This window comes from Brevibacterium sp. FME17, from assembly GCF_014897515.1.
Taxonomy (GTDB): Bacteria; Actinomycetota; Actinomycetes; order Actinomycetales; family Brevibacteriaceae; genus Brevibacterium.
In genome coordinates, this window is sequence record NZ_JABUYD010000010.1 from 26,737 (window position 1) to 48,651 (window position 21,915).

Consider the following 21,915-nt stretch of genomic DNA (forward strand, 5'->3'; position numbering starts at 1 on the left):
GCACAGACTTTAGCATGTCACAATTCCGGTACGCTGGGTACAGCGAAAGCGAGCACGAAGGGGGACTGATGGCGAAGTCCGAGGTCAGGGAGTTGCCCGAGCGCGCCTTCAACACTTTGCTGCACCGATCTCGGATGGGTCTCAGACGGGTGCAGGCCAACGCGGGGCAACTGATCCAGATCCCGATCGCCGCCACCGCAGCCTATGCCTTCTGCGTCTATGTCCTCGGCCATCCCTATCCGTTTCTCGCAGCGGTCGCCTCTGCCGTCGGCATCGGCCCCGTCGCAGATCGTCGTCTGCGTCGAGCCATGGAGATCGGCTTCGGCGCGACCTTCGGCGTGCTCGTGGGCGAGGTCCTCGTCAACGTCTACGGCACCGGGATCTGGCAGCTCACCGTCACTCTTGCCATCGGCCTCTTCATCGGCACGATGCTCAATTCCGGTGGCATCTTCATCACTCAGATCGCCGTCCAGTCCGTCTACGTCGTCGTGGTCCCTGCCACTGCTACCAGCATGCCGTTTCCCCGCACGCTCGACGCCCTCACCGGGTCCATCTGTGCGATCCTGCTCGCACTCATCCTCCCGCGCGACGCTCGCAAGGTCCCACGCGGACTGGCTGCCAGCATGCTCGACGAGATCAGCGCCGTTCTGCAGATGATGTCTCGAGCGCTCAAGGACTCCGATGTCGCACTCGCCAAACGTGCGCTGACTCGGGCCCGTGAAACTCAGGACATCATCGACTCGTGGGGCTCTTCGCTCAAGATCTCGAGGGAAGCGGCGATGATCAATGCCAGAGGCAGGCGTCATTCCGCCGAGGTGACCAGGCTGTCCCGTGCTCACACCCATTCCGATCGTGCCATGAGGACCATTCGAGTCATTGCTCGCAGAGTCGTGGGAATCACCGAATTCGGTGTGGAGAAACCGATCATCGCCGGCTATGTGGGGTCACTGTCCGAAGGGTCGAAGAAGCTCGAAGTTGCACTGCGCCGAGGAACCGATCGTGCCCTGGCCGAAGCGGCGCTGACCGAAGCCGCCTCCAGCCTCGATCCTCGCGCGGAGAAGAGCTGGGACATCCATGATGAGTCTCTTGTCCTGCTGCTGCGCCCCGTTGCCGTGGACCTGCTCGAAGCCTGCGGGCTGACCAACGAGGCCGCCCAGAACCGACTTCCCTCCCTCAGTGAAGACACCCGAGACTCGGGCGGGCCCCCTGCGGAGTGACCCTCGAACGGTTCAGCGGCTTTCGACGATGAAGACGACAGTCGTCTCGGGTTTGAGTGCGGTGAACTTGTGCGGCTGATCGCCCGGGTAGGTGAGGTAGTCGCCGACGTGGAGTTCGTATGCCTGCCCGAGCACCTCGATGCGTGCCGCTCCTTGCCCTAAGATCACGTGCTCGATGGTGCCGACAGGATGCGGCTGTGAGTCTCGCGGCTGCCCCGGTTCGGCCTGGATGAAGTAGACATCACGCCGGGCATTCGATGGGGACGCCGAGAGCAGAGTCGCCGCATAGTTCGCGGTGTTCGACGGCAGGCTGGGCAGATCCTTGGCATGCAGGAGCGCGACCTCGTGCTGTGGGGGATCGAGCAGTCTGGCCAGGGGGATGTCGAGCGCGGCCGCCAGTGCCCACATCGTTTCGACGCTGGGGTTGCCGGCTCCAGCTTCCAGCCCGGACATGGTCGACTTTCCGATTCCAGCCCGACGAGCAACCTCGGAGAGGGAGAGGTTCGCGCGCATCCGCTCTCGTTTGATGGCGACGGCGATCTGCTCGCGCGGAGTTGGGGCAGACGAGGGGTCCCCTGGTTCGGAGTTGTCGGCTGTGTCGTTCGCGGTGGTCTCATCGCGTGGTTGAGAACTCATGGGTTCACTATAGCGACAAATCGTTCTAGTTGACGAACGAGTGGAGAGTGTGCAGTATATAGAACATGAGTTCTGTGTTCCGCACGATCAATCGGGTGCTTCCGGGCTCGACCTATCGTGACGTCGCTATAGTCACGATCACGATCATCGCGGTCGCTCTGTCCTACGGGGCCATCTCGGCGGTGTCCGGATTCCCGTGGTGGCAGACGTTGCTGCTGGCGATGTTCGCCCTGGGCGGTGCCGCCGAATTCACCTTCGTCGGCGTGATCGCCGCAGGTGGCGCACCGGTCCTAGCGGTGCTGGCCGGGCTGCTGGTCAATTCGCGGAATTTCGCTTTCGGTGTGTCCGTCGGACGGTTCTTCCCGCAGGACTGGCGCGCACTCATCGCCGCACATTGGGTCAACGACGAATCGATCGCAGTCTCGCGGACGGTCACCACCGACCGTGCCCAGTGGCACGCGTTCCTCCTCATGGGTGCGGCCATCGCGCTGATGTGGCCCAGCGGCGCCATGGTCGGGCAGTGGCTCGGCAATGTCATCGACGCCGATATGCTCGGGCTCGACGCGGCCTTCCCGATCATCCTCTTCTGCCTCATCCGAGGAGACCTGAAGAGCAAAGCCACGCTGTCGCTCACGGTTGCGGGCATGGTCATCGCGATCCTCTTGACCCCGATCCTGCCGCTCGGCCTCGGGGCGGTGACCTCCCTGTCGGTGTTCGTGTTTGTGGCAGCCGGCTGGTCGATCCGTGCAGCCATCAGGAAGCGCCGAGGTGGCACCGCCCAGAAGACCACAGGTGACGGGCCAGCCCAGACCGATGCCAGCGGAGGGCCAGCACAGGTCGATGGCAGTGACGTGGACGATTTCGATCGACAGGAGGGGAGCCGATGAGCCCGGTCAGCTTCCTCATCGCGCTCGCCGCGCTGAGCATCGGAACCTACGCCATGCGCTTCGCCGGTGTGAAGCTCGGTGCGGCGATCGCCACGAAGGGCAAACGCCGACAGCTCGCGACCACCTCGGTGGGGGCAAGCAGCCCAGAGGCGGGAAGCAGTCCAGAGGTGGGGGCAAGCAGCCCAGAGGCGGGAAGCAGCCCAGCGTCAGCCGGCGGCTCAGCGTCAGCAGGCAGTCCAGCAGAGTCCTCTGAGAAGCCGGCGGAGTCGGAAGTCGACTCGACGGCGACGGTGACGAAGTGGATGGATCGCGCGACGGTCGTTCTCATCGGAGCGGTCTTCGCGACGACGGCGGTCTTCGACGGCCAGGACATTGCAGACCCGGCACGGCTCATCGGCGTCGGCGTGGGAGTCCTTGCCTCGATACTGCGAGCCCCGATGCTCATCTGCGTAGTTGTGGGCATGGGCGTATGCGCTGGCATTCGCATGACCGGGATCCTGTGAACGACTGAAACTCCGGCCGCCTGCGGTCTGTGCGCTCCGACCACCGGTGATCTGTGCGCTCCCACCGTCGAGGCGATTCATGTGTGGAGAGTGAACCGAGCGTGGGGATTCGCCCAAGATCCGAGCCAGCTCCATGTCCGGAAGAGCTGCGATTGCTAGGCTGGATGGTATGGAAATCATTGCTGGCTTTCAGCGCATCGTCTTTCTCGCCTTGTCGGTCGCTGCCTTCGGCCTTCAGCTGTGGGCGTTCATCGACTGCCTCCGCTACAAGGACGAAAACTACCGCGCCGTTGACAAGCAGAGCAAGAAATTCTGGGTCATCCTGCTGGGTATCGGCCTTGCCCTCGCAGTCATCGCGCTTCCGCCGATGGGCATGCGCATCATCTTCCTCAACCTGATCGCGCTCGTGGCCGGAATCGTCTACCTCACCGACGTCCGTCCGAAGATCAAAGCCATCGACCCGCGCAATCGCAATCGGAACTACCGGCGCTGAGCTGGCGACGAACACGCATTGATGACGAAAGACCTCAATCTTCCGGGCCCCGACACCGACTACATCGCCACCTTCGGCAGCGGTGAGCCTCACACGCTCTTCGGCCACGGATTCGCCGGCGCGATCCGTGATACTCGCCCTTTCGGCACCGGTGTCACCGGCACCAAACACTTCCTCCACCTCCCCGGCCACGGTGGCCGACCTTCACCGGGCCCGGGGTGGAACTACGGCCAGATCGCCGAGGCGCTGGCACAGGCCCTGACATCCACCTCGGCGACACAGGCCCTCGGTGTCTCGATGTCCGCCGGCGGACTTCTGCGACTGCTGAGCACCACTGATCCGAGAACGCAGAACCTGAAGAAGGTTGCGCTCGTGCTCCCGGCATCCTTCACCGGATTCTCCGCCGAGGTGGCCGAAGCCAACCGTGCATACCTGGAGAAACTGCGCGGCCCGGTCGCTTCCGGCGACGTCGAATCCATCACGGATCTCATGCTCTCGCGCGAACCGGCAGGGGTGGCCGAGCTCCTGCCAGTCAGAGCCTGGACGAAGACCAGGGCTGAGAATCTCGTCGACACGGACATGTCGGACGGACTCGGCTTGGCTCTCGAGATCGCCGTCGACGAGAGCACAGGAAACGACCCCTTGAGTGCTCTGGCTCGATTCCCCGGAGAGGTCCTCGTGCTCACCCATGCAGATGATCCGGCACATCCGGTCGAGGTCGCCGAGGCGATTGCAGCCGCGATTCCCGCGGCCCGCTTGGAGGTTCTGCCTGCAGGTTCGATCCTGTGGCGCGGTCGTCACGAAGTGCGCCGGATCCTCGGCGAGTTCTTTGGCTAAACTGGCACAGTGCGCATATCCGTTCTCTCCCTCCACACTTCGCCTGCGGCTCAGCCGGGTCAGGGTGATGCCGGAGGTATGAATGTCTACGTCGATCAGTCGGTGCGTGCCTTAGCAGCCGCCGGTCACATGGTCGACGTCTTCACCGCCGATCCGAGCGGCATCGACGGGTTGGGACACCGTGACGGGCTGGGTATCGACACCCTCCAGATTGCTGAGAACGTCAGGCTCCACCAGTTGCCGATCGAGGCGGCCAGCAAGGACGAACTTGCCGACGCCATCGACGAACTCGCACTGCTCCTCCTGACCCAGCCGAGCTTCACTTCGGCCGACCTGATCTGGGCCCACTATTGGATCTCCGCCGAGGCGGCACTGCGCGCCCAGGAACTTCGTGCCCAGGAGCTTCGCCCGCCTGAACTTCGCTTGCAGGAAGCAGACGTCACAGGTGACGCGACCAGGCCCGCTCAGCGCCCCCGGATCGTCGTGAGCATGCACACGATCGGCGCGGTCAAAAACCGCGACTCTGAAACCAGCCACGAGCGTCCTCAGCGTCTGGAAGCTGAGGACAGGATCGCCTCGGCGGTGGACCTGATCGTCGCCAACACTCCGGCAGAACGTCGCGATCTCATCTACGAACTCGGCGCCGATGCTGACACCGTCGTGGTGGCCAGGCCCGGCGTCGACCACGAACTCTTCTCCCCGGGGGATCGAGCTCAGGCCAGAGCCGAGCTGGGGCTCGACCCGGACGAATTCATCGCCCTCTACGTGGGGCGCATGCAGTTCATCAAGGGCACCGACGTCGTCGTCGATGCGATATCGGGCCTGCGGGAGAACAACCCGCACCTGGCGTCGCGGACGCGGGGAATCCTCCTCGGTGCAGTCTCCGGCCAGGAAGCGTCGACATCAGCCACCCCGTACCTGCACGAACTGAACTCGGCGATCGCCGCCGAACCCAGCGTCGAGGTGCGACCTCCGGTCCCCGCACACGAACTCGTCACCTACTATCGTGCGGCGGACATTCTGTTTGTCCCCTCACGCAGCGAATCCTTCGGACTGGTCGCGGCCGAGGCATCGGCATCGGGGCTGCCCGCCATCGCCTCGGCGGTGGGCGGCCTGCCCGATATCGTCGAGCACGCGTATTCGGGCGTGCTCATCGCCGACCACAACCCCCGGCATTGGGCTATGGCACTCGAGCACATACTCCTCGATGATGAACTGCGGCACGAACTCGCAGGTCATGCGGCAGATCGCTCCGCCCGATTCGACTGGTCGGCCACTGCAGCGACGGTGCTCGGCGCCCTCGAGGTGCCGGACTCGGCACTGACCACGACGTTGACGACCCGGGCAGACGCGACGGTGACGACCACGGCAGACGCGCCGCTGAGGACTACCGCAGACACGACGCTGGCGGGCACGGAAGAATCGAATCCGACGACGAGCCTCGTTGGGCGCACCTGCTGAACATGTCAACGAATCGCTGACGGAAGGACACATGATGACGACCGACACCGAGACGATCCTGGCTGGAGTCAGGCAGTGGGCGCACGATAACGAGGTCGAGGTCGACGCCGTTGAGGACTCGCAGATCGCTGTGGTCCTGCCCGGCGAAAAGAAACTGAAGACGACCGTGTCGATCACCATCTCTGCGCGAACGGTGCAGCTGCAGGCGTTCGTCATTCGCCATCCAGATGAGAATGCCGCGGAGTTCAACCGTTGGCTGCTCATCAAGAACATGAAGCCGGGGCCGGTGTCGTTCGGAATCGACACCCTCGGCGATGTGTATCTGGGAGCCAGCGTTCCCCGGGACCGGCTGCTCGACGAACTCGACTCACTGCTCGGGGCGATTTTGGCGACCGCCGACTCCTCGTTCAATGAACTCCTGCTCATCGGCTTCCTCACCGGAATGAAGAAGGAGTGGGCCTGGAGGATCAGTCGTGGGGAATCGACCCGGAACCTCGCGGCCTTCGAAGACATCCTCAGCGGGTCGGACAACGAATTCCTGGAGAAGCCTGAGGCGTGAGGATCGGATCATGACCAAATGAGTGGACACGAGCAGGCCCGCCGATCTCGACGAATACATCGCAGGCTTCGAGGATGCGCACACGCGGGATTTTCTAGGTCGCCTCGGTGCCTTCAGCCGCACCGCTGCACCCGGAGCGGAGGAGGGCCTCAAGTGGGGGAACCCAGCCTATTCGCTGGACACGATCCTCTTCGCATTCGCTGGCTGCTCCAAGCACGCGAACTTCGTGTTCACCCCCAGCACCAGAGAAGCCTTCGCCGATCGACTCAGCGAATTCGACACTGGAAAAGGCTCGATCAAGCTCTACTGCGATCGCGAGATCGCCACCGACCTGGCTTGCGCAGATGATCGCTCACCGCATCCGCGAGTTCGAAGTCGACGGCGTGAAGTGGATGTGAGGCTCAGCTCAGATCGCGCTTGAGGCCCTCGTGGCTGGCCTCGTATCCGAGACGGGCATAGAACCGCTGCGCATCCGCGCGTGATTTATCGGTCGTCAGCTGAGCCAGCGACGCCCCGAACCGGTGCCCGCAGTCATGAGCCCAGTCGAAGACAGCCGTGCCCAGACCAAGCCCCTGAGCATTCGGCCCGACCCTCACCGCTTCGATCTGCAGCCGCGTCGAACCTCGCCGTGACAGGCTCGGGATCAACGTCAGCTGCAGGGTTCCGACAAGGGCAGCCGGGCGGGTTTCAGGCGACTGCTGTGGTGCATCTGCACCATGTGACTCGGCACCGTGTGACTCGGCACCGTGTGACTCGGCACCGTGTGACTCGGCATCATTTGTGACCTCGTCAACCGCGACGAGGAGCTGATTGGGATCGGAGTCGATGAGGCTGAACGCATGTTGGTAGCCGGCCATCTCCTCGGCGCCGGAACCCTCGCGACTGGCACCGAGAGCGTCATCGCGAAGCAGGGCCGCCAAGCCTGGCACGTCGGACTCGGTGGCACGCCGAATCAGAAATCTCCTGTCGGCCAGCGTGATCGTCTCGGCCTCGAAGACGGAGAATCCAGATGGAGTCGGTTGCATGGTCACCGCACCGACTCCTGTGCACGAGCATTCGCGGCGACCTGCTCACGGGGTGGCTTACCGTAGGGGCGACGTGCGAACAGTGAAGCCAGAAGTGCGCCGGAGACGTTGTGCCAGACGCTGAACACGGCGCCGGGAAGAGCCGCCAAGGGGGAGAAATACGTCGTCGCCAAGGTGGAGGCGAGGCCGGAGTTCTGCAGACCGACCTCGAATGAGAGCGCGCGCCGGGTCGGGGTGTCCAACCGGCAGGCGGTCGCGACACCGTAGCCGATGCCCAGTCCCAGGACGTTGTGGGTGATGACCGCCAGAAGGACAAGGAGTCCGGCCGAGGCGATGGAGTCGGCAGATCCGGCCACGACGATCGCGACGATGTAGGCGATGGCGACCGATGCCAACCAGGGCAGGACGGGTGAGATCACGTCGACGAGCTTCGAGGCCACAAGCCGCACCAGGACACCGACGATGACGGGCACGAGCACCGTTTGGCAGATCGAGACGAACATCGACCAGAACGGCACATCCATATAGGAGCCTGCCAGCCACAGGGTCAGCAGGGGAGTCAGCACCGGAGCGAGCAGGGTCGACAACGTCGTGATCGACACGGACAGCGCGGTATCGCCCTTGGCCAGATAGGTGACGACGTTCGATGCGGTGCCGCCGGGGGCACAGCCGACGAGGATGACACCGACGGCTATCTCGGCCGGCAGATTGAACAGCGTGACGACGAGGAGACCGAGCAGCGGCATCGCGATGAATTGCGTGACGACACCCAGCGCCGCGATCCACGGCTTCTTCGCGATCCTGGCGAAGTCGGGCAGGGTCAGCGTCAGCCCCATGAAGAACATGACGACGCCGAGGCTCCACGTGATTGTGGGTGCCAACGGCGTGAACGTGTCGGGGGAGAAGAACCCGAACACTCCCGCGAGGACGACGAGAACCGGCAGTGCGGTGACAGCGATGATCGAACTGCGGTCGGAGCTCGGCTGTTGAGCTGGCGACGGAGTCTGCCTCGAGTGCGAGTGCGAGTGCGGGCTCGGAGTATGCTGTGGGCCGGATGGTGGTGGCGTCGGTGATTCGGGCATGAGTTCAGGTTAGCCGTGCATTTCGGATGCCAAGACGATATGTCGAATAGTGAGAAACGTCTCGATGCTATTCGCTGCCGGTGAGGTGGCCTGCCGTTTGCCGAGCAGCTGGCTCGTCCTCTGCCGGTCAGCCGCCGAGACGGTCGGTCCGTGGGCGAGTCTGTGCACGGAGGTGCTGTCGTGCAAAAATGGTGCCATGACGCATAACCTCATCCTGCTGCGCCACGGCGAGAGCGAATGGAACCAGAAGAATCTGTTCACCGGTTGGGTCGACGTGCCCCTGACAGACAAGGGCCGAGCAGAGGGCCAGCGGGCCGGTGAGCTCCTGCGCGAGGCCGACCTCATCCCCGATGTCGTATACACCTCCCGCCTCAAGCGGGCCATCCTCACCTCGAACCTGGCGCTCGAGGCCGCCGACCTCTCCTGGCTCGACGTCCATCGCAGCTGGCGACTCAACGAACGCCACTACGGTGCGCTGCAGGGCAAGGATAAGAAGGAGATCCGCGAGAAGTTCGGCGAGGAGCAGTTCATGACCTGGCGTCGCTCCTTCGACACTCCGCCGCCGGCACTCGGCGATGCCTCCGAATTCTCACAGGCCGGAGATCCTCGCTACGCCAACCTCGGCGATTCTCTGCCTCGTACGGAATGTCTGGCCGATGTCATCGATCGTCTCCTGCCGTACTGGTACGACCGGCTCGTCCCCGAACTCACCGTCGGACGCACCGTGCTCGTCGTCGCTCACGGCAATTCGCTGCGGGCACTCGTCAAGCACCTCGACGGGATCTCCGATGCCGATATCACCGGCCTCAACATTCCCACCGGTATCCCGTTGCACTATGAGCTGACCGAGGACTTCACTCCGGTCAAGCCCGGTGGCACATACCTTGATCCTGCTGCCGCCGAGGCCGCGATCGGTCAGGTCGCCAACCAGGGCCGCTGAGGCTGACCTCAACGAGAACCTGCACCACCGGGTGCCGAGCCAGCGCTATCGGGTGCCTCCTCGACGACCGACCTCATCTCCTTCAGGAGGAGTGCGATCGCCGGGGAGGCGCTCATCGATGATCGCCATACGAGATAGATCCAGCGGGCGATGCTGGGATCGTCGAGCTCGACGACAGCGACGTCTTCTGGCAGGTGCGGTCGGCCCAGCCTGGGTACGAGGGCCAAGGCTCCGACCGCCCGTGCGAACTCGATCTGAGTGTCATACTCCATGGCCCAATATTCGATCCGCGGTTCGGCGTTGAGCGGGTCGAAGAGTGCGGTGAGCCAGCGGTGACATACGCCGTTGCGTGGTGCCGAGACGAAGACCTCGTCGAGGAGGTCTCGGCGGGTCACCTTCGACCGTGAGGCCAGATGGTGGTCCCGGTGCATGACGATATCGGCACGATCTACGGCGATGAGTTCGGAGTTCAATGTCGACGGCACGAGGGGCAAGGATTCCCGCCAGTCGAAGATCAGAGAGGCGTCGATCCGGCCGGCCGTGACCATGTCGATGAGTTCGTCGGGTTCCTCTTCGATGTTGGTGATCGACAGTTCAGGTGCTGTGGTCTTCAGCCGCGGCAGCGACGGCACCAATACTCCGCGGATGCCGGTCGAGAACCCGCCTACGGTGATCCGTCCACGCGGTTCTCCCGATCTTGCCCGAGCATCGGTCTCGAGGCTCTCGAGCTCCTGCAGCAGCTGGGTGCCGCGACGGCTGAGCTCACGCCCCATGGGGGTCAGTGCGATTCCACGTCCGGTGCGCTCGGTCACGGGCGCCCCGATATACCGGGAGAGCTTCTGCAGCTGGTGGCTGATGGCCGCCGAGGTGTAGCCCAGGGCCTCCGCTGTCGCCGTGACTGAGCCGACTGAGTCCAAGACGACGAGGGTACGCAGGGCGAGAACATCGATCATCAAAATAGTTTAACGAAACCAGGGACTTATGTTCAATAGAATTTTGATGTCTGAGCTGAGATCCTGGAAGCATGCGTCCCGTCCATTACATCCTCGCCCTGCTCGTCGTCGTCCTCTGGGGTGTCAACTTCATCTTCATCGACTTCGGCCTGCGTGACTGGCCGCCGCTGCTCCTCGTCGCAGCCCGCTTCACCTTCGTCGTCATCCCCGCGATCTTCTTCGTGAAGTTCCCGCGTGGGGACTTCCGTCGCGTTCTGCTCATCGGCGTCTTCATGTCCGCGGGGCAGTTCGGTCTGCTCTACACATCGATGTCCCTCGGTCTTCCGGCGGGGCTGACTTCGATCGTCATTCAGATCCAGGCGGCATTCACCGTCCTCGTCGCCGCGCTCGCGCTGCGTGAGATCCCGAACCGGCGACAGATCGTCGGCATCATCATCGGGCTCTCCGGGCTGGGTGTCATCGGCCTCAGCCTGCAGGCCTCCGTCCCGATCGCGGCCTTCCTCGTCGCCCTCGGCGCCTCTATGTCGTGGGCGGTCGGCAACGTCATCGCCCGCGGGGTGAAGGAGGGGACCAATGGTGTGCAGATGACCGTGTGGTCGGCACTCGTCGTCCCGGTTCCGATGTTCGTGCTCTCGGTGTTCCTCGATGGCCCCGCCGAGGTGGCCCATGCACTGACGCACCCCACCTGGGGTGTCGTGGCCTCGGTCGTCTACACCGCCGGCTGCGCCTCACTCATCGGCTATGTCATCTGGAACTCGCTGCTCGCGCGGTTCCCGACCTCCCAGGTGGCGCCGTTCTCGCTGCTCGTCCCGCTGGTCGGTGTGCTCTCTGCGTGGCTCGTCCTCGGTGACCGTCCCACAGTGCCCGAGCTCATCGGCGGCGCTCTCCTGCTCCTGGGCGTCGCGGTCACGACAGGAGTGCTGAAGACCATCGCGCGCAGCCTCACCAGCAGGATTCGGCGCTCACGGAAGGTGATCGTCAGCGAAGAGCCCGAGGTCGAACTTTCCTCGGCCTCGGGCTGATGCGGCTATGTCACTTCTTCGACAGGTAGGGTTCCCAGTTGCCGGTGAGCAGGTATTCGACCTTCTGGGACACGGACACAGCATGGTCGCCGAAACGCTCGTAATAGCGTGAGAGCAGGGTGACATCGGCGATGTGGCGAGGTGCCAGCGAACCGGCGGGAGCCTCAGCCAGCTTGGCGAAGATGCTCAGATGCAGTTCGTCGAGCTCTTCATCGATTGCGTTGATCGTGGGCACGGCCTGCAGTCCCGGGTTCGACAGCAGGTTCTCCGTCGCCTCGGCGATCTTCTCTCCCGATTCGCCCATCCGGGTGAAGGTGTCGGCGAAGTGCTCGGGGATCGCTGACTCCGGGTAGCGGATGCGCACCTGTTGAGCGATGTGGCGAGCCAGGTCGCCCATGCGCTCGAGGGAAGCGGACATGCGCAGGGAGCCGATGACCGCGCGCAGATCTGCGGCGACGGGTGCCTGCAGAGCCAGTATCTCGGCGGCCTGCTGGTCGAGAGCGAACTGCATATGGTCGATCACGGCGTCGGCTTCGATCACCTTTTCGGCCAGCTCAAGATCGTTGTTGCGCAGGGACTGGTTCGCCAGGCGCATCGCCTCGTGTACCTTGACGGACATGTCGACCAGCTGTGTGGCCAGGTCGTCCAGCTCATTTCTGAAGACTTCGCGCATTGACAACGGTTCCTTAATCTCATGGATCACTTGCAAGACTGACGTGCCTCGTATCGCCCCGGGGCGGACAGTCGTCCGATCGGGGCGCTTGCCCCATCAGGACGCCTGCCCCATCGGGGCAGGCACACTGACTCAGCCTGACACCAGTGGGTGAACGTTATCTGACGTGGAGGTGAATTCCTCGGCAAAACCGACGCTCTGGGCCCGAATCGGTGCACCTGCGAAGCGGACAGCGCATAAGCTTGATGCCGTGGACCTCTTGATCGTAGCGGTCCTGACCGGCATTGTCGGTCTGGGACTGGGCATAGCGGGAATTCTGGCGTTTCGTTTCAGCGAACGCTCCCGTGATGCTGCCGATCTGCATTCCGAAGACGACCTCCCGGAGGGCATCGCTGAGGTTCTGGCCGTGCTGCCCTCGGCCGCGATCGTTCTCGACGCCGGCGATGACGTGGTCAAAGCATCCCCTGCCGCCTACACGTTCGGCCTGGTCAGAGGGCATTCCCTCGCGTCTCCCGAAATGCTGCGCATGGTCGGTCGGGTCCGGTCCAGAGGTCTCATCGAAGAGATCGACCTCGAACAGAAGCGCGAACAGACCGATTCGATTCTTCGTTTCCTCCATGCGCGGGTCGCGCCCCTGGGCACCGCCTTCGTGCTCGTCCTCTGTGACGACCAGACAGAGTCCAAGCGCGTGGACTCCATCCGACGTGATTTCGTCGCCAACGTCTCCCATGAACTCAAAACTCCGATCGGTGCGATGTCTCTCCTCGCCGAGGCGGTCACCGACTTCTCCGATGATCCGGAGGCCGTCGAACGCTTCGGCGGACGCATGCAGCGGGAGTCGAAGCGGCTGACTCAGCTGGTGCAGGAGATCATCGACCTGTCCCGCGTCCAGGACCACACGGCCCCGTCTGCGACGGAGAAGATCTCCGCCGCCGAGGTGGTCGATGATGCCGCTGACCGTGCCCGCACCCGTGCCGAAGGCAAGAACATCCACATCGAGGTCTCGCCTCCGGGCAGGATGCTCATCGAGGGCAACTACGAACTTCTCGTCAATGCGGTGCGCAACCTCATCGACAATGCCATCAACTACTCACCCGACGGCACTCGCATCGGCGTCGGCGTCGAACTCGTCGACGAACGCGTCGAGATCTCCGTGGCCGATCAGGGAATCGGTCTCTCCACCCAGGACACGGAGAGGGTCTTCGAACGGTTCTACCGCGTGGATCCGGCACGCTCGCGTATCACGGGTGGAACTGGCCTGGGGCTGAGCATCGTCAAGCACATCGTCGCCACCCACGGCGGACAGGTGAAGGTCTGGAGCCGCCTCGGCAAGGGCTCGACCTTCACCATCGTGCTGCCGCTGGCAGGCACCGTCTCCGATGACGAAGCATCCTCCTCGGCGCCCGATGGGGTCCTGCTCGAGCACTCGGCGCGGGCGGATGCCGATGCCGTGGAGCGGGCCATACCCGAATCCGAGTCCGGTGCCGATGATGTCACCGAAGAAGACGCTGTCGACGACACGGGCGACCGCGCAGTGGAGAATGAGACACCCCAGGTTCTGAACACCGGAAGCGAACAAAGGAAGCTCACAACGTGACTCGAATTCTGCTTGTCGAGGACGAGGATTCGTTCTCGGATCCCCTGTCGTATCTGCTCGGTAAAGAAGGATATGAGGTGACAGTTGCCGATGACGGTTTGAAGGCTCTTGCAGAGTTCGACCGCAAGGGCGCCGACCTCGTTCTCCTCGACCTCATGCTGCCGGGAGTCTCCGGCACCGAGGTGTGCCGAGAGCTGCGCGCGAAGTCCAGTGTGCCGATCATCATGCTCACGGCAAAGGACTCGGAGATCGACAAGGTGGTGGGGCTCGAGCTCGGCGCAGACGACTATGTGACCAAGCCCTACTCCTCGCGTGAGCTGCTGGCCCGGGTACGAGCGGTGCTGCGACGCAATGTCGAATCCGAAGCCTTCGATGACGAGTCGGTGCTCGAAGCCGGGGGAGTGCGCATCGATGTCGAACGTCACGTCGTCAGCGTCCGCGGCGAAGAGCTGTCGATGCCGCTGAAGGAGTTCGAGCTGCTCGAGATCCTCATCCGAAACTCCGGTCGAGTCATGACACGCGGCCAACTCATCGATCGGATCTGGGGAGAGGACTACGTGGGCGATACGAAGACCCTCGACGTTCACGTCAAACGTCTGCGTGCCAAGGTCGAGCAGAACCCATCGGAGCCGCGTCTGCTCACAACCGTGCGAGGACTGGGCTACAAGTTTGAAGCCTGAGCATCCTCGGGAAGGCTGGGCGTCCTCAGGAAGGCTGAACTTCCCTGGATGCTTGATCCTCTCGGGAGATCAGGGCCAAGAGGCAACGATCAGGTGAGACAGAAGGAGCCGCCCACATCATGTGGGCGGCTCCTTGAAGTTCTCAGCTCTCGTGGGGCTGGGTTCAGCCGTTGGCGCTGGTGGCTGACTCGCTCTGCTCAGCGGAAGCTGATGCGCCCTCGCTGGGCTGGCCGCTCTCGCTGGGCGAATCCGACTTCTTCTTGTCTGGTATGTACTCTTCGTAGTACGGCAGAGTATTGGACAGGACCTGAGTCTGGACGGTCTTCTCGTCACCGCCGACCTTGACGGTGATGTCGGCCAGGTCGCCGGGCTTCGCCTTGAGTCCGTCCACGATGATGGGCTTCTTCGACGACGTCGCTGAACTCTGCGGGTCCTGGACGAACGTTTCGCCGGCCTTGACCGACTCTGTGGTCTTCTGTCCGTCGACGTCCAGAGACACCGAAGCAGTGGAGTCGCCCTTGTTGATGAGCGTGAAGAACAGCTGGGCAGGGCCTTCGCCGGTCTCATCCATGATCAGCATCAGACCGCGAACCTCGACGTCTCCGACAGATGCCCATGCACCGTCGCCTGCGTTGTAGGTGTAGTCGGCGGTCTGGTGGGGCGACAGCAGGCTTGCACATCCGCTGACTGGGATGACGAGAGCGAGTGCGGCAACTGCGAGTGCCGCGCGGTTGTGCCGTTTCATTTTGCTCCTTGAAGTGGCAATACAAGATCAATCTGTATACTACCCGGTTTTTGACCGGCCGTAGAACCCGGAGTGAGACCGAGCAGATTCTTGGAGCGGGGCCGAGCAGGTTCTCAGAAAGGGGACTTCGATAGCGCCCGGTCCTGGTGATGCGGGTACGGACGTGGGCGGGTGCGGTTACGGATCCTGGTGCGACGGTTACGGACGCGGGAAACCCGGCATCGTCCGAGATGAGGTGCTGGACGCAAAACCGCGCAGCGGAGCCTAGCACGAGGAATCCGCAGCCTGAACGATTTCTGTGGCGCGCCTCATGGTAAACTGGAAGTCCGCGAAAGGGGTTTGAAGAGATTATGAGTTTCGAGGTCGGCGACACAGTTGTCTATCCACATCACGGTGCAGCGACAATCCAAGATATCAAAAAACGAACCATTAAAGGTGAGGAGAAACTGTACCTCAAGCTCCAGGTCGCCCATGGCGATCTAGTGATCGAGGTTCCTGCGGAGAACTGCGACCTCGTCGGTGTGCGAGATGTCGTCGGTGAAGAAGGTGTCGAGAAGGTCTTCAACGTCCTCCGCGCCGAATTCGTCGAGGAACCCACGAACTGGTCTCGCCGCTACAAGGCGAATCTTGAGAAGCTGCAGTCCGGTGACGTGATCAAGGTCGCCGAAGTCGTTCGTGACCTGTGGCGTCGCGAGCAGGACCGCGGCCTGTCGACTGGCGAGAAGCGCATGTTGTCCAAGGCTCGACAGATCCTCGTTTCCGAACTCGCATTGGCCGAGAAGAAAGAGGAATCCGAAGCCGAGGCCATCCTCGACGAAGTGCTCGCGTCCTGAGTACCTGCGTCATCGTTCCGGCCGCAGGGTCGGGATCACGCTTGGGCAGTGCAGAACCGAAGGCCCTCGTTCGGCTGAACGGGAAGAGCCTTCTGGCTCGCAGTCTTGAGACGATCATCTCCTCGGGAGTTGCTTCCACAATTGTGGTTGCCGCTCCCGAGGAGTTTTTAATGAGTGCCCGCAGAGAAATCGATTCCATTTCAGAATCGCGGCCCAAAAATGCGAAAAGCAGTGTTTCGGATATTCGAATCACGGCTGTAGCGGGTGGGAATGATCGAATAGAATCTGTGCAACTAGCCTTGAAATATTCAGGTGACGCAGACATTGTGCTGGTCCACGATGCCGCACGTGCTCTGACACCTCCCGATGTCTTCCGTCGTGTGGTCGCGGCTGTCCGTGCCGGTGCCGAGGCGGTCGTTCCCGTCCTGCCCATGGCCGACACCGTCCGTCGCGTGGAGACACGTCGGGCAGACGCAGACGGATGGCAAGTTCGGGTCGATTCCGGAGCCGAATTCGGCCAGAACCTGCCAACCGTTGAGGTTCTCCACGGTGATCTCGACCGCTCGATCCTGCGTCGAGTTCAAACCCCACAGGGTTTCGCCGCAGGCACCTTGCGTCGAGCACACGAGAAGTACGAAGACGATCGGGCTGCTGGAGGTCCTGGGTCGCCGGTGGCCACGGATGACGCGGGACTCGTCGAGCACCTCGGCGTCGATGTGGTCGCCGTTGATGGTGACGAGGAAGCACTGAAGATCACGTACCCGCTCGACCTCGTTCTCGGTGAGCACATTGCAAAGAAGCGCGACGAAGAGACCTGCGACGCTGCGAAGCGCGACGGGACAACGAGCGAAAGAGGGCAGCAACGATGACCATGGTGATTCCGCGCACCGGTATCGGAGTGGACGTACATGCGTACTCCGAGGACCCCACTCGCGAGCTCTGGGTTGCAGGACTGAAATGGCCTGGCGAACGCGGACTCGAGGGCCACTCCGATTCCGACGTAGCCGCCCATGCCTGCTGTGATGCGCTGTTCTCCGCCGCGGGCATCGGCGATCTGGGTCAGCATTTCGGCGTCGACCGGCCCGAGTTCGCCGGTGCCTCCGGGGCCGCTCTCCTCGCAGAGGCGGCACGTCAAGTCCGTGCCGCAGGTTTCGAGATCGGCAATATCTCCGTCCAAGTCCTCGGCAATCGTCCGAAGATCGGCACCAGGCGGAACGATGCCCAACGGGCGCTGTCGGAGGCAGCTGGCGCCGAGGTGTCTGTGTCCGGGACAACGACCGATGGTCTCGGTCTGACCGGACGCGGCGAGGGTGTCGCGGCCATCGCGAATGCTCTTGTCTATTCTGTCGCGCGCGCCGACGCGTCGACGGCAGCGCCGATGCACCGGTGACCTCAGAATGAAGGTCGTGTTCCAAGGCGCCGGAGCGATCGGCATCGCAGCCGCCGCACTGTTCGGCCACCGGCACGAAACGGTCGTTGTCTCACGGTCGGTGAGTTCGACCAGAGACACACTGCCGACTCGAGACACAGTGCCAACCAGAGACACACCGCCAACCCGAGACTCACTGCCAACCCGAGGCGCCGCATACCCTCGACGGGTGAGGTCCTTCGGGCGCGGGTCCGTGCGACGAGTCAGCGCCATTGACTGGGCCGTGGCGAGTTTGGAATCGTGGGACCTGATGGTGCTCACGACTCGGCCGGGTGACCTCGACGATTCGGTCGCCGCGTCGATCGTCGCTCTCAGCCCGCCTATCATCGCGCTCACCAGCCAGGTCGACGGTGACCGGGACATTGCCGCATCGATGTTCCCCGAGTCTGAGATTCTGATCTTCTCCCCAGCACTCCTGTCAGAACGGACCACGGGCCGAAACGTCCGTTACTGGCATCCGCCCGGAACACCGGTGTTCATGGCCAGCGGCCGACGGGAAACCGTGGCAGCACTGCGCCGCGAGCTCGGTGGCCTCATCGTCGGTGTTCCGGGCGTTATGATCTCGGCTTCGCCGGCAGTGTTCATTCCCTATGTCGCCGAACTGAGTGTTCGTGAGGGAAACTGGGCTGCGCTGGAATCGCACCTGCGTCGACCTACGCAGGCAGCCTCGGAAGCGGTGAATGCCGCCATCGGTATCCGGCTGCCGATGTCGGCACGAGCCGCCCGCCTCGTCCTCGACACTTTGGAACGATGTGTACCCATCGACGTCAGCCAGTACGCGGGCCGACACTTCGGACGCCACGAGGGCCAGACACTGGACATGCTCGAGGGGTGGATCAGACGAGCAGCGAGACGGGCTCCAACCTCGGCGAGGTCAGAGCACCCGGCCCTGCGTGAACCGGGGGCCGTGCGCGATATGGCGGCCCTGCGTGAACTGGCTCAGTCCTTGCGCTTGCGCGTGACCAAGTAGCCGATCCCGTAGAGCGCTGCCGTGAAGATCAGTGTGCCGAGTATCTGGATGCGCACGGATTCCACGGTCAGACCGAGGATGATGATCATGGCGATGCCCGCGAGCGTCACATATGACAGCCAGGGGAAGAGCCACATCTTCAAGGGCAGTTCCTCGCCGGCGGCTTCGGCACGGCGCCGGATGATGATCTGGGACACCAGCGTCACGACCCAGGTGACGATGAGCGTTGAACCGACGACGTTGAGGAGAACTCTGAGCACCTCGGCGGCCCAGAAGTAGTTCAGTCCCACTGCCACGAATCCGAACGCCGAGGTGGCCAGCACCGCTGCCATCGGAACGCCGCGTTTGGTCGCGCGCCCCAGTCCCGCCGGCAGCATCTTCCGATCGGACATGGAGAACGCCATTCTGGAAGCCCCGTAGATGTTGGCGTTCATCGAAGACAGCAGGGCGATGACGATGACTGCAGCCAGCAGCGAGGCGACGACGGGAAGACCTGCGGTGTCGAGGACCGCGACGAAGGGTGACTCGCTCAGCCGTTCGTCCTTCCAATTGAGGACGAGGACGATGATCGCCACAGAACCGATGTAGAGGAACAGGATGCGCCACACGATGGTTTTGATCGCCTGTGTCACGCTTCGGCTCGGGTTGGCGGTCTCGGCCGCAGCAACCGCTACGATTTCGATGCCGCCGAAGGCGAACGCCACGACGAGAAGTCCGGCTGCGACACCGGGCAGGCCGGTGGGCATGAATCCGTCGGTGAAGACCGCCGCCGGTGGGTCTGCAGGAGTCCAACCGAACACGTACGCGGCGCCGAGGACGAGGAACAGAGTCACGAAGGCGACCTTGATGAGGGAGAACCAGAACTCGAACTCTCCGAAGCTGCCCGAAGTGGTGAGGTTGACAGCGGTGAAGACGACCATAATGGCCAAGGCGATCACCCACTGTGGGATCGATGGCACGTAGCTGGCCGCGATCTGTGCTGCGGCCGTGGCCTCTGCGGCAACGACGAGGCAGAGTTGGACCCACCACAGGGCGCCGACGGCGAAGGCTGCCGCTGGGCCCATGGCTCGGCCGGCATAGTGGGAGAATGCGCCCGGATTCGGATCGGCGGCCACGAGCTCTCCGAGGGCGCGCATGACGAAGATGACGATGAGCCCGGCCACCACATAGGAGATGAGGACGGCGGGTCCGGCCGCCTGGACACCGGCTCCCGAGCCCACGAACAGGCCGGCTCCGATTGCCGACCCGAGGCTCATCATGACCAGGTGGCGGGGCTTCATTCCGACCTTGAGGCCAGAACCGCCCCGGGACGCTTTAGGTGTCAGCGCACCCGATGATGAGTCTGCGGGTACAGGGGACTGTGGTGATTGAGATTCAGGCACCAGATGAGTCTAGCGCCCGTGCTCGATCTCTCGACATTGCGGTGCGTTCTGAGTCCACAGCGGTGGAGACGAGGAGGGGCCGTGGTCGCAGATCTGCGACCACGGCCCCTCCTCACTCGAAGAATCTCACTCTCCGCGTTTGATCCAGTCTTCCAGCGATGGAGCTTCGGCCCCGATCGATGTCGGCTCACCGTGTCCGGTCAGGACGACCGTGGCATCGGGGAGCTTGAACAAGACGTTCTGGATCGATTCGATGATCGTCTCGAAGCTCGAATGCGAGCGACCGGTTGCTCCCGGTCCGCCGTGGAAGAGGGTGTCTCCTGAGAAGAGGACAGGTCCGACGGCACGTCCGGCTCCCGCCGAGGCTGGGATCGGCAGTCCGGTTTCGATGAAGAAGCAGGTCGAACCGGGGGAGTGGCCAGGGGTGTGCAGGGCTTTGACCCGCACTCCGGCCACGTTCCAGGTGTCGCCGTCGGAGATCTCCTCATCAGGCCGGTAACCCTCATAGGTCATGTCCCAGAGGACATAGTCCTCGGGATTCAGGTAGACGGGCGGATTGCCCACGCGGTGGGCGAAGTCGCGGACGACTCCGACATGATCATCGTGACCGTGGGTCAGCAGGATCGCCTTGACCTCACGCGAGCCGACTTTCTCCGCGATGGCGTCGACATCGTGCGCGGGGTCGATGACGATGACTTCGGAGTCATCGCCGATGATCCAGACGTTGTTGTCGACATCCCAGGTTCCGCCGTCGAGCGAGAACGTTCCGGACGTGACCAGATGCTCAATAGTTGTCATCAGAGTTCCACCACCGATCGCAGTACTTTGCCTTGGCTCATCTTTTCGAATGCTGATTCGACGTCGCCGAGCCCGATCCTCTCAGACACGAACTTCTCCAAGGGCAGGCGTCCCTGCTGGTAGAGATCGACGAGCATCGGGAAGTCCCGTTCGGGCAGGCAGTCGCCGTACCAGGAGGACTTGAGTCGGCCGCCGCGGCCGAAGACGTCGAGCAGCGGGACGCTCAGCTCCATCTCCGGAGTAGGCACGCCCACGAGCACCACGGTGCCCGCGAGGTCACGGCCGTAGAAGGCCTGACGCCAGGTTTCCGGACGTCCCACAGCATCGATGGCGACATCGACGCCGAAGCCTCCGGTCAGATCCTGGATCGCCTTCACGACTTCGTCTTCACTCTTGCCGCGGGTGTTGACCGTGTGGGTGGCTCCGAGATCCTTGGCCCACTCGAGCTTCGTGTCATCGATGTCGAGCGCAATGATCGTGCCGGCACCTGCCAGTGCAGAACCGGCGATGGCCGAGCAGCCGACGCCGCCGCATCCGATGACGGCCACAGACTTGCCGCGGGTGACTTCGCCGGTGTTGATGGCGGCACCGATACCGGCCATCACGCCGCAGCCCAGCAGGCCCACGACAGCGGGGTCAGCCTCGGGGACCTTCGTGCACTGTCCTGCCGCGACCAGGGTCTTCTCTGCGAAGGAGCCGATGCCCAGTGCAGCCTCGAGTTCGGTGCCGTCGGGCAGCGTCATCTTCTGTGAGGCGTTGTGAGTGTCGAAGCAGTACCAGGGTTCACCGCGTTTGCAGGCCCGGCATTCGCCGCAGATCGCGCGCCAGTTGAGGATGACGAAGTCGCCCACCTCGACGTCGGTGACGCCTTCGCCGATCTCCGAGACCGTGCCGGCCGATTCGTGACCGAGCAGGAACGGGTAGTCGTCGCTGATTCCGCCTTCGCGGTAGTGGAAGTCTGTGTGGCAGACGCCGCACGACTTCACATCGACGATGACCTCGCCTGGGCCCGGGTCGGGGATGACGATGTCGGTGAGCTCGACCGGCGCCCCCTTGCTGCGGGAGATGACACCTTTGACCGTCTGTGGCATTGCGTCTCCTAGTGCTCTTAGGCGTTGTGCTCTGTGCGCTGACAACGCATTGTCAACGGGTGAGTGCGCCCGACGATGAGTTCGTACAGCCCTACCCTAACC

Annotated in this window: 25 protein-coding genes; 16 read left to right on the top strand and 9 right to left on the bottom strand. The window is 63.2% G+C overall.

Annotation, left to right across the window (positions count from 1 at the left end):
* The first annotated feature begins 68 nt into the window (after positions 1–68).
* Positions 69–1,217, top strand: coding sequence for an FUSC family protein (locus INT40_RS10610; RefSeq protein WP_193096055.1), 1,149 nt, complete (start codon positions 69–71; stop codon positions 1,215–1,217).
* Between the two features lie 12 nt (positions 1,218–1,229).
* On the opposite strand, the gene INT40_RS10615 is transcribed toward INT40_RS10610, so the two are convergent.
* The gene (locus tag INT40_RS10615) at positions 1,230–1,853 is read right to left on the bottom strand and encodes a helix-turn-helix domain-containing protein (RefSeq protein WP_226831149.1); all 624 of its coding nucleotides are present in this window, start codon (positions 1,851–1,853) and stop codon (positions 1,230–1,232) included.
* Between the two features lie 65 nt (positions 1,854–1,918).
* On the opposite strand from INT40_RS10615, the gene INT40_RS10620 reads away from it, so the two are divergent.
* The 7 genes from INT40_RS10620 to INT40_RS10650 all read left to right on the top strand — a co-directional run bounded on the left by INT40_RS10620 (position 1,919) and on the right by INT40_RS10650 (position 7,014).
* On the top strand, positions 1,919–2,740 hold the full coding sequence (locus tag INT40_RS10620) for an AzlC family ABC transporter permease (RefSeq protein ID WP_193096056.1): 822 nt from the start codon (positions 1,919–1,921) through the stop codon (positions 2,738–2,740).
* Positions 2,737–3,243, top strand: coding sequence for an AzlD domain-containing protein (locus INT40_RS10625; protein WP_193096057.1), 507 nt, complete (start codon positions 2,737–2,739; stop codon positions 3,241–3,243). Before INT40_RS10620 ends, INT40_RS10625 begins: the two co-directional genes overlap by 4 nt.
* 169 nt (positions 3,244–3,412) lie before the next feature.
* The gene (locus tag INT40_RS10630) at positions 3,413–3,736 is read left to right on the top strand and encodes a DUF2516 family protein (RefSeq protein ID WP_193071220.1); all 324 of its coding nucleotides are present in this window, start codon (positions 3,413–3,415) and stop codon (positions 3,734–3,736) included.
* A 21-nt stretch (positions 3,737–3,757) separates the two neighbouring features.
* Complete coding sequence (locus INT40_RS10635; protein ID WP_193096058.1) at positions 3,758–4,573, top strand: alpha/beta hydrolase; 816 nt, start codon at positions 3,758–3,760, stop codon at positions 4,571–4,573.
* 9 nt (positions 4,574–4,582) lie between these two features.
* On the top strand, positions 4,583–6,034 hold the full coding sequence (locus tag INT40_RS10640) for a glycosyltransferase (protein ID WP_193096059.1): 1,452 nt from the start codon (positions 4,583–4,585) through the stop codon (positions 6,032–6,034).
* A 31-nt stretch (positions 6,035–6,065) separates the two neighbouring features.
* On the top strand, positions 6,066–6,593 hold the full coding sequence (locus INT40_RS10645; RefSeq protein WP_226831151.1) for a YbjN domain-containing protein: 528 nt from the start codon (positions 6,066–6,068) through the stop codon (positions 6,591–6,593).
* 22 nt (positions 6,594–6,615) lie between these two features.
* Positions 6,616–7,014 carry an iron chaperone gene (locus INT40_RS10650; protein ID WP_319021975.1) on the top strand — a complete coding sequence of 133 codons (399 nt, stop codon included), beginning with the start codon at positions 6,616–6,618 and terminating at the stop codon, positions 7,012–7,014.
* Here the strand turns inward: INT40_RS10650 and INT40_RS10655 are convergent.
* Together INT40_RS10655 and INT40_RS10660 are read right to left on the bottom strand one after the other, a co-directional pair.
* Positions 6,995–7,618: a GNAT family N-acetyltransferase gene (locus INT40_RS10655; protein WP_226831174.1), complete on the bottom strand. Its 624-nt coding sequence runs from the start codon at positions 7,616–7,618 to the stop codon at positions 6,995–6,997. The two genes, INT40_RS10650 and INT40_RS10655, sit on opposite strands and share 20 nt — an antisense overlap.
* 2 nt (positions 7,619–7,620) lie before the next feature.
* Positions 7,621–8,700: a bile acid:sodium symporter family protein gene (locus tag INT40_RS10660; RefSeq protein ID WP_193071224.1), complete on the bottom strand. Its 1,080-nt coding sequence runs from the start codon at positions 8,698–8,700 to the stop codon at positions 7,621–7,623.
* 196 nt (positions 8,701–8,896) lie between these two features.
* Between INT40_RS10660 and INT40_RS10665 the strand changes: the two genes are divergently transcribed.
* Positions 8,897–9,640 (top strand): phosphoglyceromutase, encoded by a 744-nt coding sequence (locus INT40_RS10665; RefSeq protein ID WP_193096060.1) that lies wholly within the window; start codon positions 8,897–8,899, stop codon positions 9,638–9,640.
* Positions 9,641–9,648: 8 nt separating this feature from the next.
* Here INT40_RS10665 and INT40_RS10670 read toward each other — a convergent pair whose 3' ends face one another.
* Positions 9,649–10,593, bottom strand: a complete 945-nt coding sequence (locus INT40_RS10670) for a LysR family transcriptional regulator (protein WP_193096061.1) — start codon at positions 10,591–10,593, stop codon at positions 9,649–9,651.
* 71 nt (positions 10,594–10,664) lie between these two features.
* On the opposite strand from INT40_RS10670, the gene INT40_RS10675 reads away from it, so the two are divergent.
* Positions 10,665–11,615 carry an EamA family transporter gene (locus tag INT40_RS10675; RefSeq protein WP_193096062.1) on the top strand — a complete coding sequence of 317 codons (951 nt, stop codon included), beginning with the start codon at positions 10,665–10,667 and terminating at the stop codon, positions 11,613–11,615.
* A gap of 10 nt (positions 11,616–11,625) precedes the next feature.
* On the opposite strand, the gene phoU is transcribed toward INT40_RS10675, so the two are convergent.
* Positions 11,626–12,288 carry a phosphate signaling complex protein PhoU gene (gene phoU, locus INT40_RS10680; protein WP_101573960.1) on the bottom strand — a complete coding sequence of 221 codons (663 nt, stop codon included), beginning with the start codon at positions 12,286–12,288 and terminating at the stop codon, positions 11,626–11,628.
* Between the two features lie 250 nt (positions 12,289–12,538).
* Between phoU and INT40_RS10685 the strand changes: the two genes are divergently transcribed.
* Both INT40_RS10685 and INT40_RS10690 read left to right on the top strand, forming a co-directional pair.
* Positions 12,539–13,885 carry a sensor histidine kinase gene (locus tag INT40_RS10685; RefSeq protein ID WP_319020857.1) on the top strand — a complete coding sequence of 449 codons (1,347 nt, stop codon included), beginning with the start codon at positions 12,539–12,541 and terminating at the stop codon, positions 13,883–13,885.
* Entirely contained in the window at positions 13,882–14,565 is a 684-nt protein-coding gene (locus INT40_RS10690) for a response regulator transcription factor (RefSeq protein ID WP_101573962.1), read from the top strand. The genes INT40_RS10685 and INT40_RS10690 overlap by 4 nt, the downstream gene beginning before the upstream one ends.
* Before the next feature lie 163 nt (positions 14,566–14,728).
* On the opposite strand, the gene INT40_RS10695 is transcribed toward INT40_RS10690, so the two are convergent.
* Positions 14,729–15,310 (bottom strand): hypothetical protein, encoded by a 582-nt coding sequence (locus INT40_RS10695; RefSeq protein WP_193096063.1) that lies wholly within the window; start codon positions 15,308–15,310, stop codon positions 14,729–14,731.
* Between the two features lie 350 nt (positions 15,311–15,660).
* Between INT40_RS10695 and INT40_RS10700 the strand changes: the two genes are divergently transcribed.
* From INT40_RS10700 to INT40_RS10715, 4 genes are all read left to right on the top strand, one after another.
* The gene (locus tag INT40_RS10700) at positions 15,661–16,143 is read left to right on the top strand and encodes a CarD family transcriptional regulator (RefSeq protein WP_009883639.1); all 483 of its coding nucleotides are present in this window, start codon (positions 15,661–15,663) and stop codon (positions 16,141–16,143) included.
* A gap of 11 nt (positions 16,144–16,154) precedes the next feature.
* Positions 16,155–17,012, top strand: coding sequence for an IspD/TarI family cytidylyltransferase (locus INT40_RS10705; RefSeq protein WP_101574389.1), 858 nt, complete (start codon positions 16,155–16,157; stop codon positions 17,010–17,012).
* Entirely contained in the window at positions 17,009–17,533 is a 525-nt protein-coding gene (ispF, locus tag INT40_RS10710) for a 2-C-methyl-D-erythritol 2,4-cyclodiphosphate synthase (protein WP_101574382.1), read from the top strand. Before INT40_RS10705 ends, ispF begins: the two co-directional genes overlap by 4 nt.
* Positions 17,534–17,795: 262 nt before the next feature.
* Positions 17,796–18,542, top strand: coding sequence for a hypothetical protein (locus INT40_RS10715; RefSeq protein ID WP_193096064.1), 747 nt, complete (start codon positions 17,796–17,798; stop codon positions 18,540–18,542).
* Here INT40_RS10715 and INT40_RS10720 read toward each other — a convergent pair.
* The 3 genes from INT40_RS10720 to INT40_RS10730 form a co-directional block, all read right to left on the bottom strand.
* A complete protein-coding gene (locus INT40_RS10720) occupies positions 18,512–19,924 on the bottom strand; it encodes an amino acid permease (RefSeq protein ID WP_257930246.1) in 1,413 nt (470 codons plus the stop codon). The two genes, INT40_RS10715 and INT40_RS10720, sit on opposite strands and share 31 nt — an antisense overlap.
* A gap of 126 nt (positions 19,925–20,050) precedes the next feature.
* On the bottom strand, positions 20,051–20,722 hold the full coding sequence (locus tag INT40_RS10725; RefSeq protein ID WP_101574379.1) for an MBL fold metallo-hydrolase: 672 nt from the start codon (positions 20,720–20,722) through the stop codon (positions 20,051–20,053).
* Positions 20,722–21,813: an S-(hydroxymethyl)mycothiol dehydrogenase gene (locus tag INT40_RS10730; protein ID WP_101574378.1), complete on the bottom strand. Its 1,092-nt coding sequence runs from the start codon at positions 21,811–21,813 to the stop codon at positions 20,722–20,724. The genes INT40_RS10725 and INT40_RS10730 overlap by 1 nt, the downstream gene beginning before the upstream one ends.
* Between the last annotated feature and the right edge of the window lie 102 nt (positions 21,814–21,915).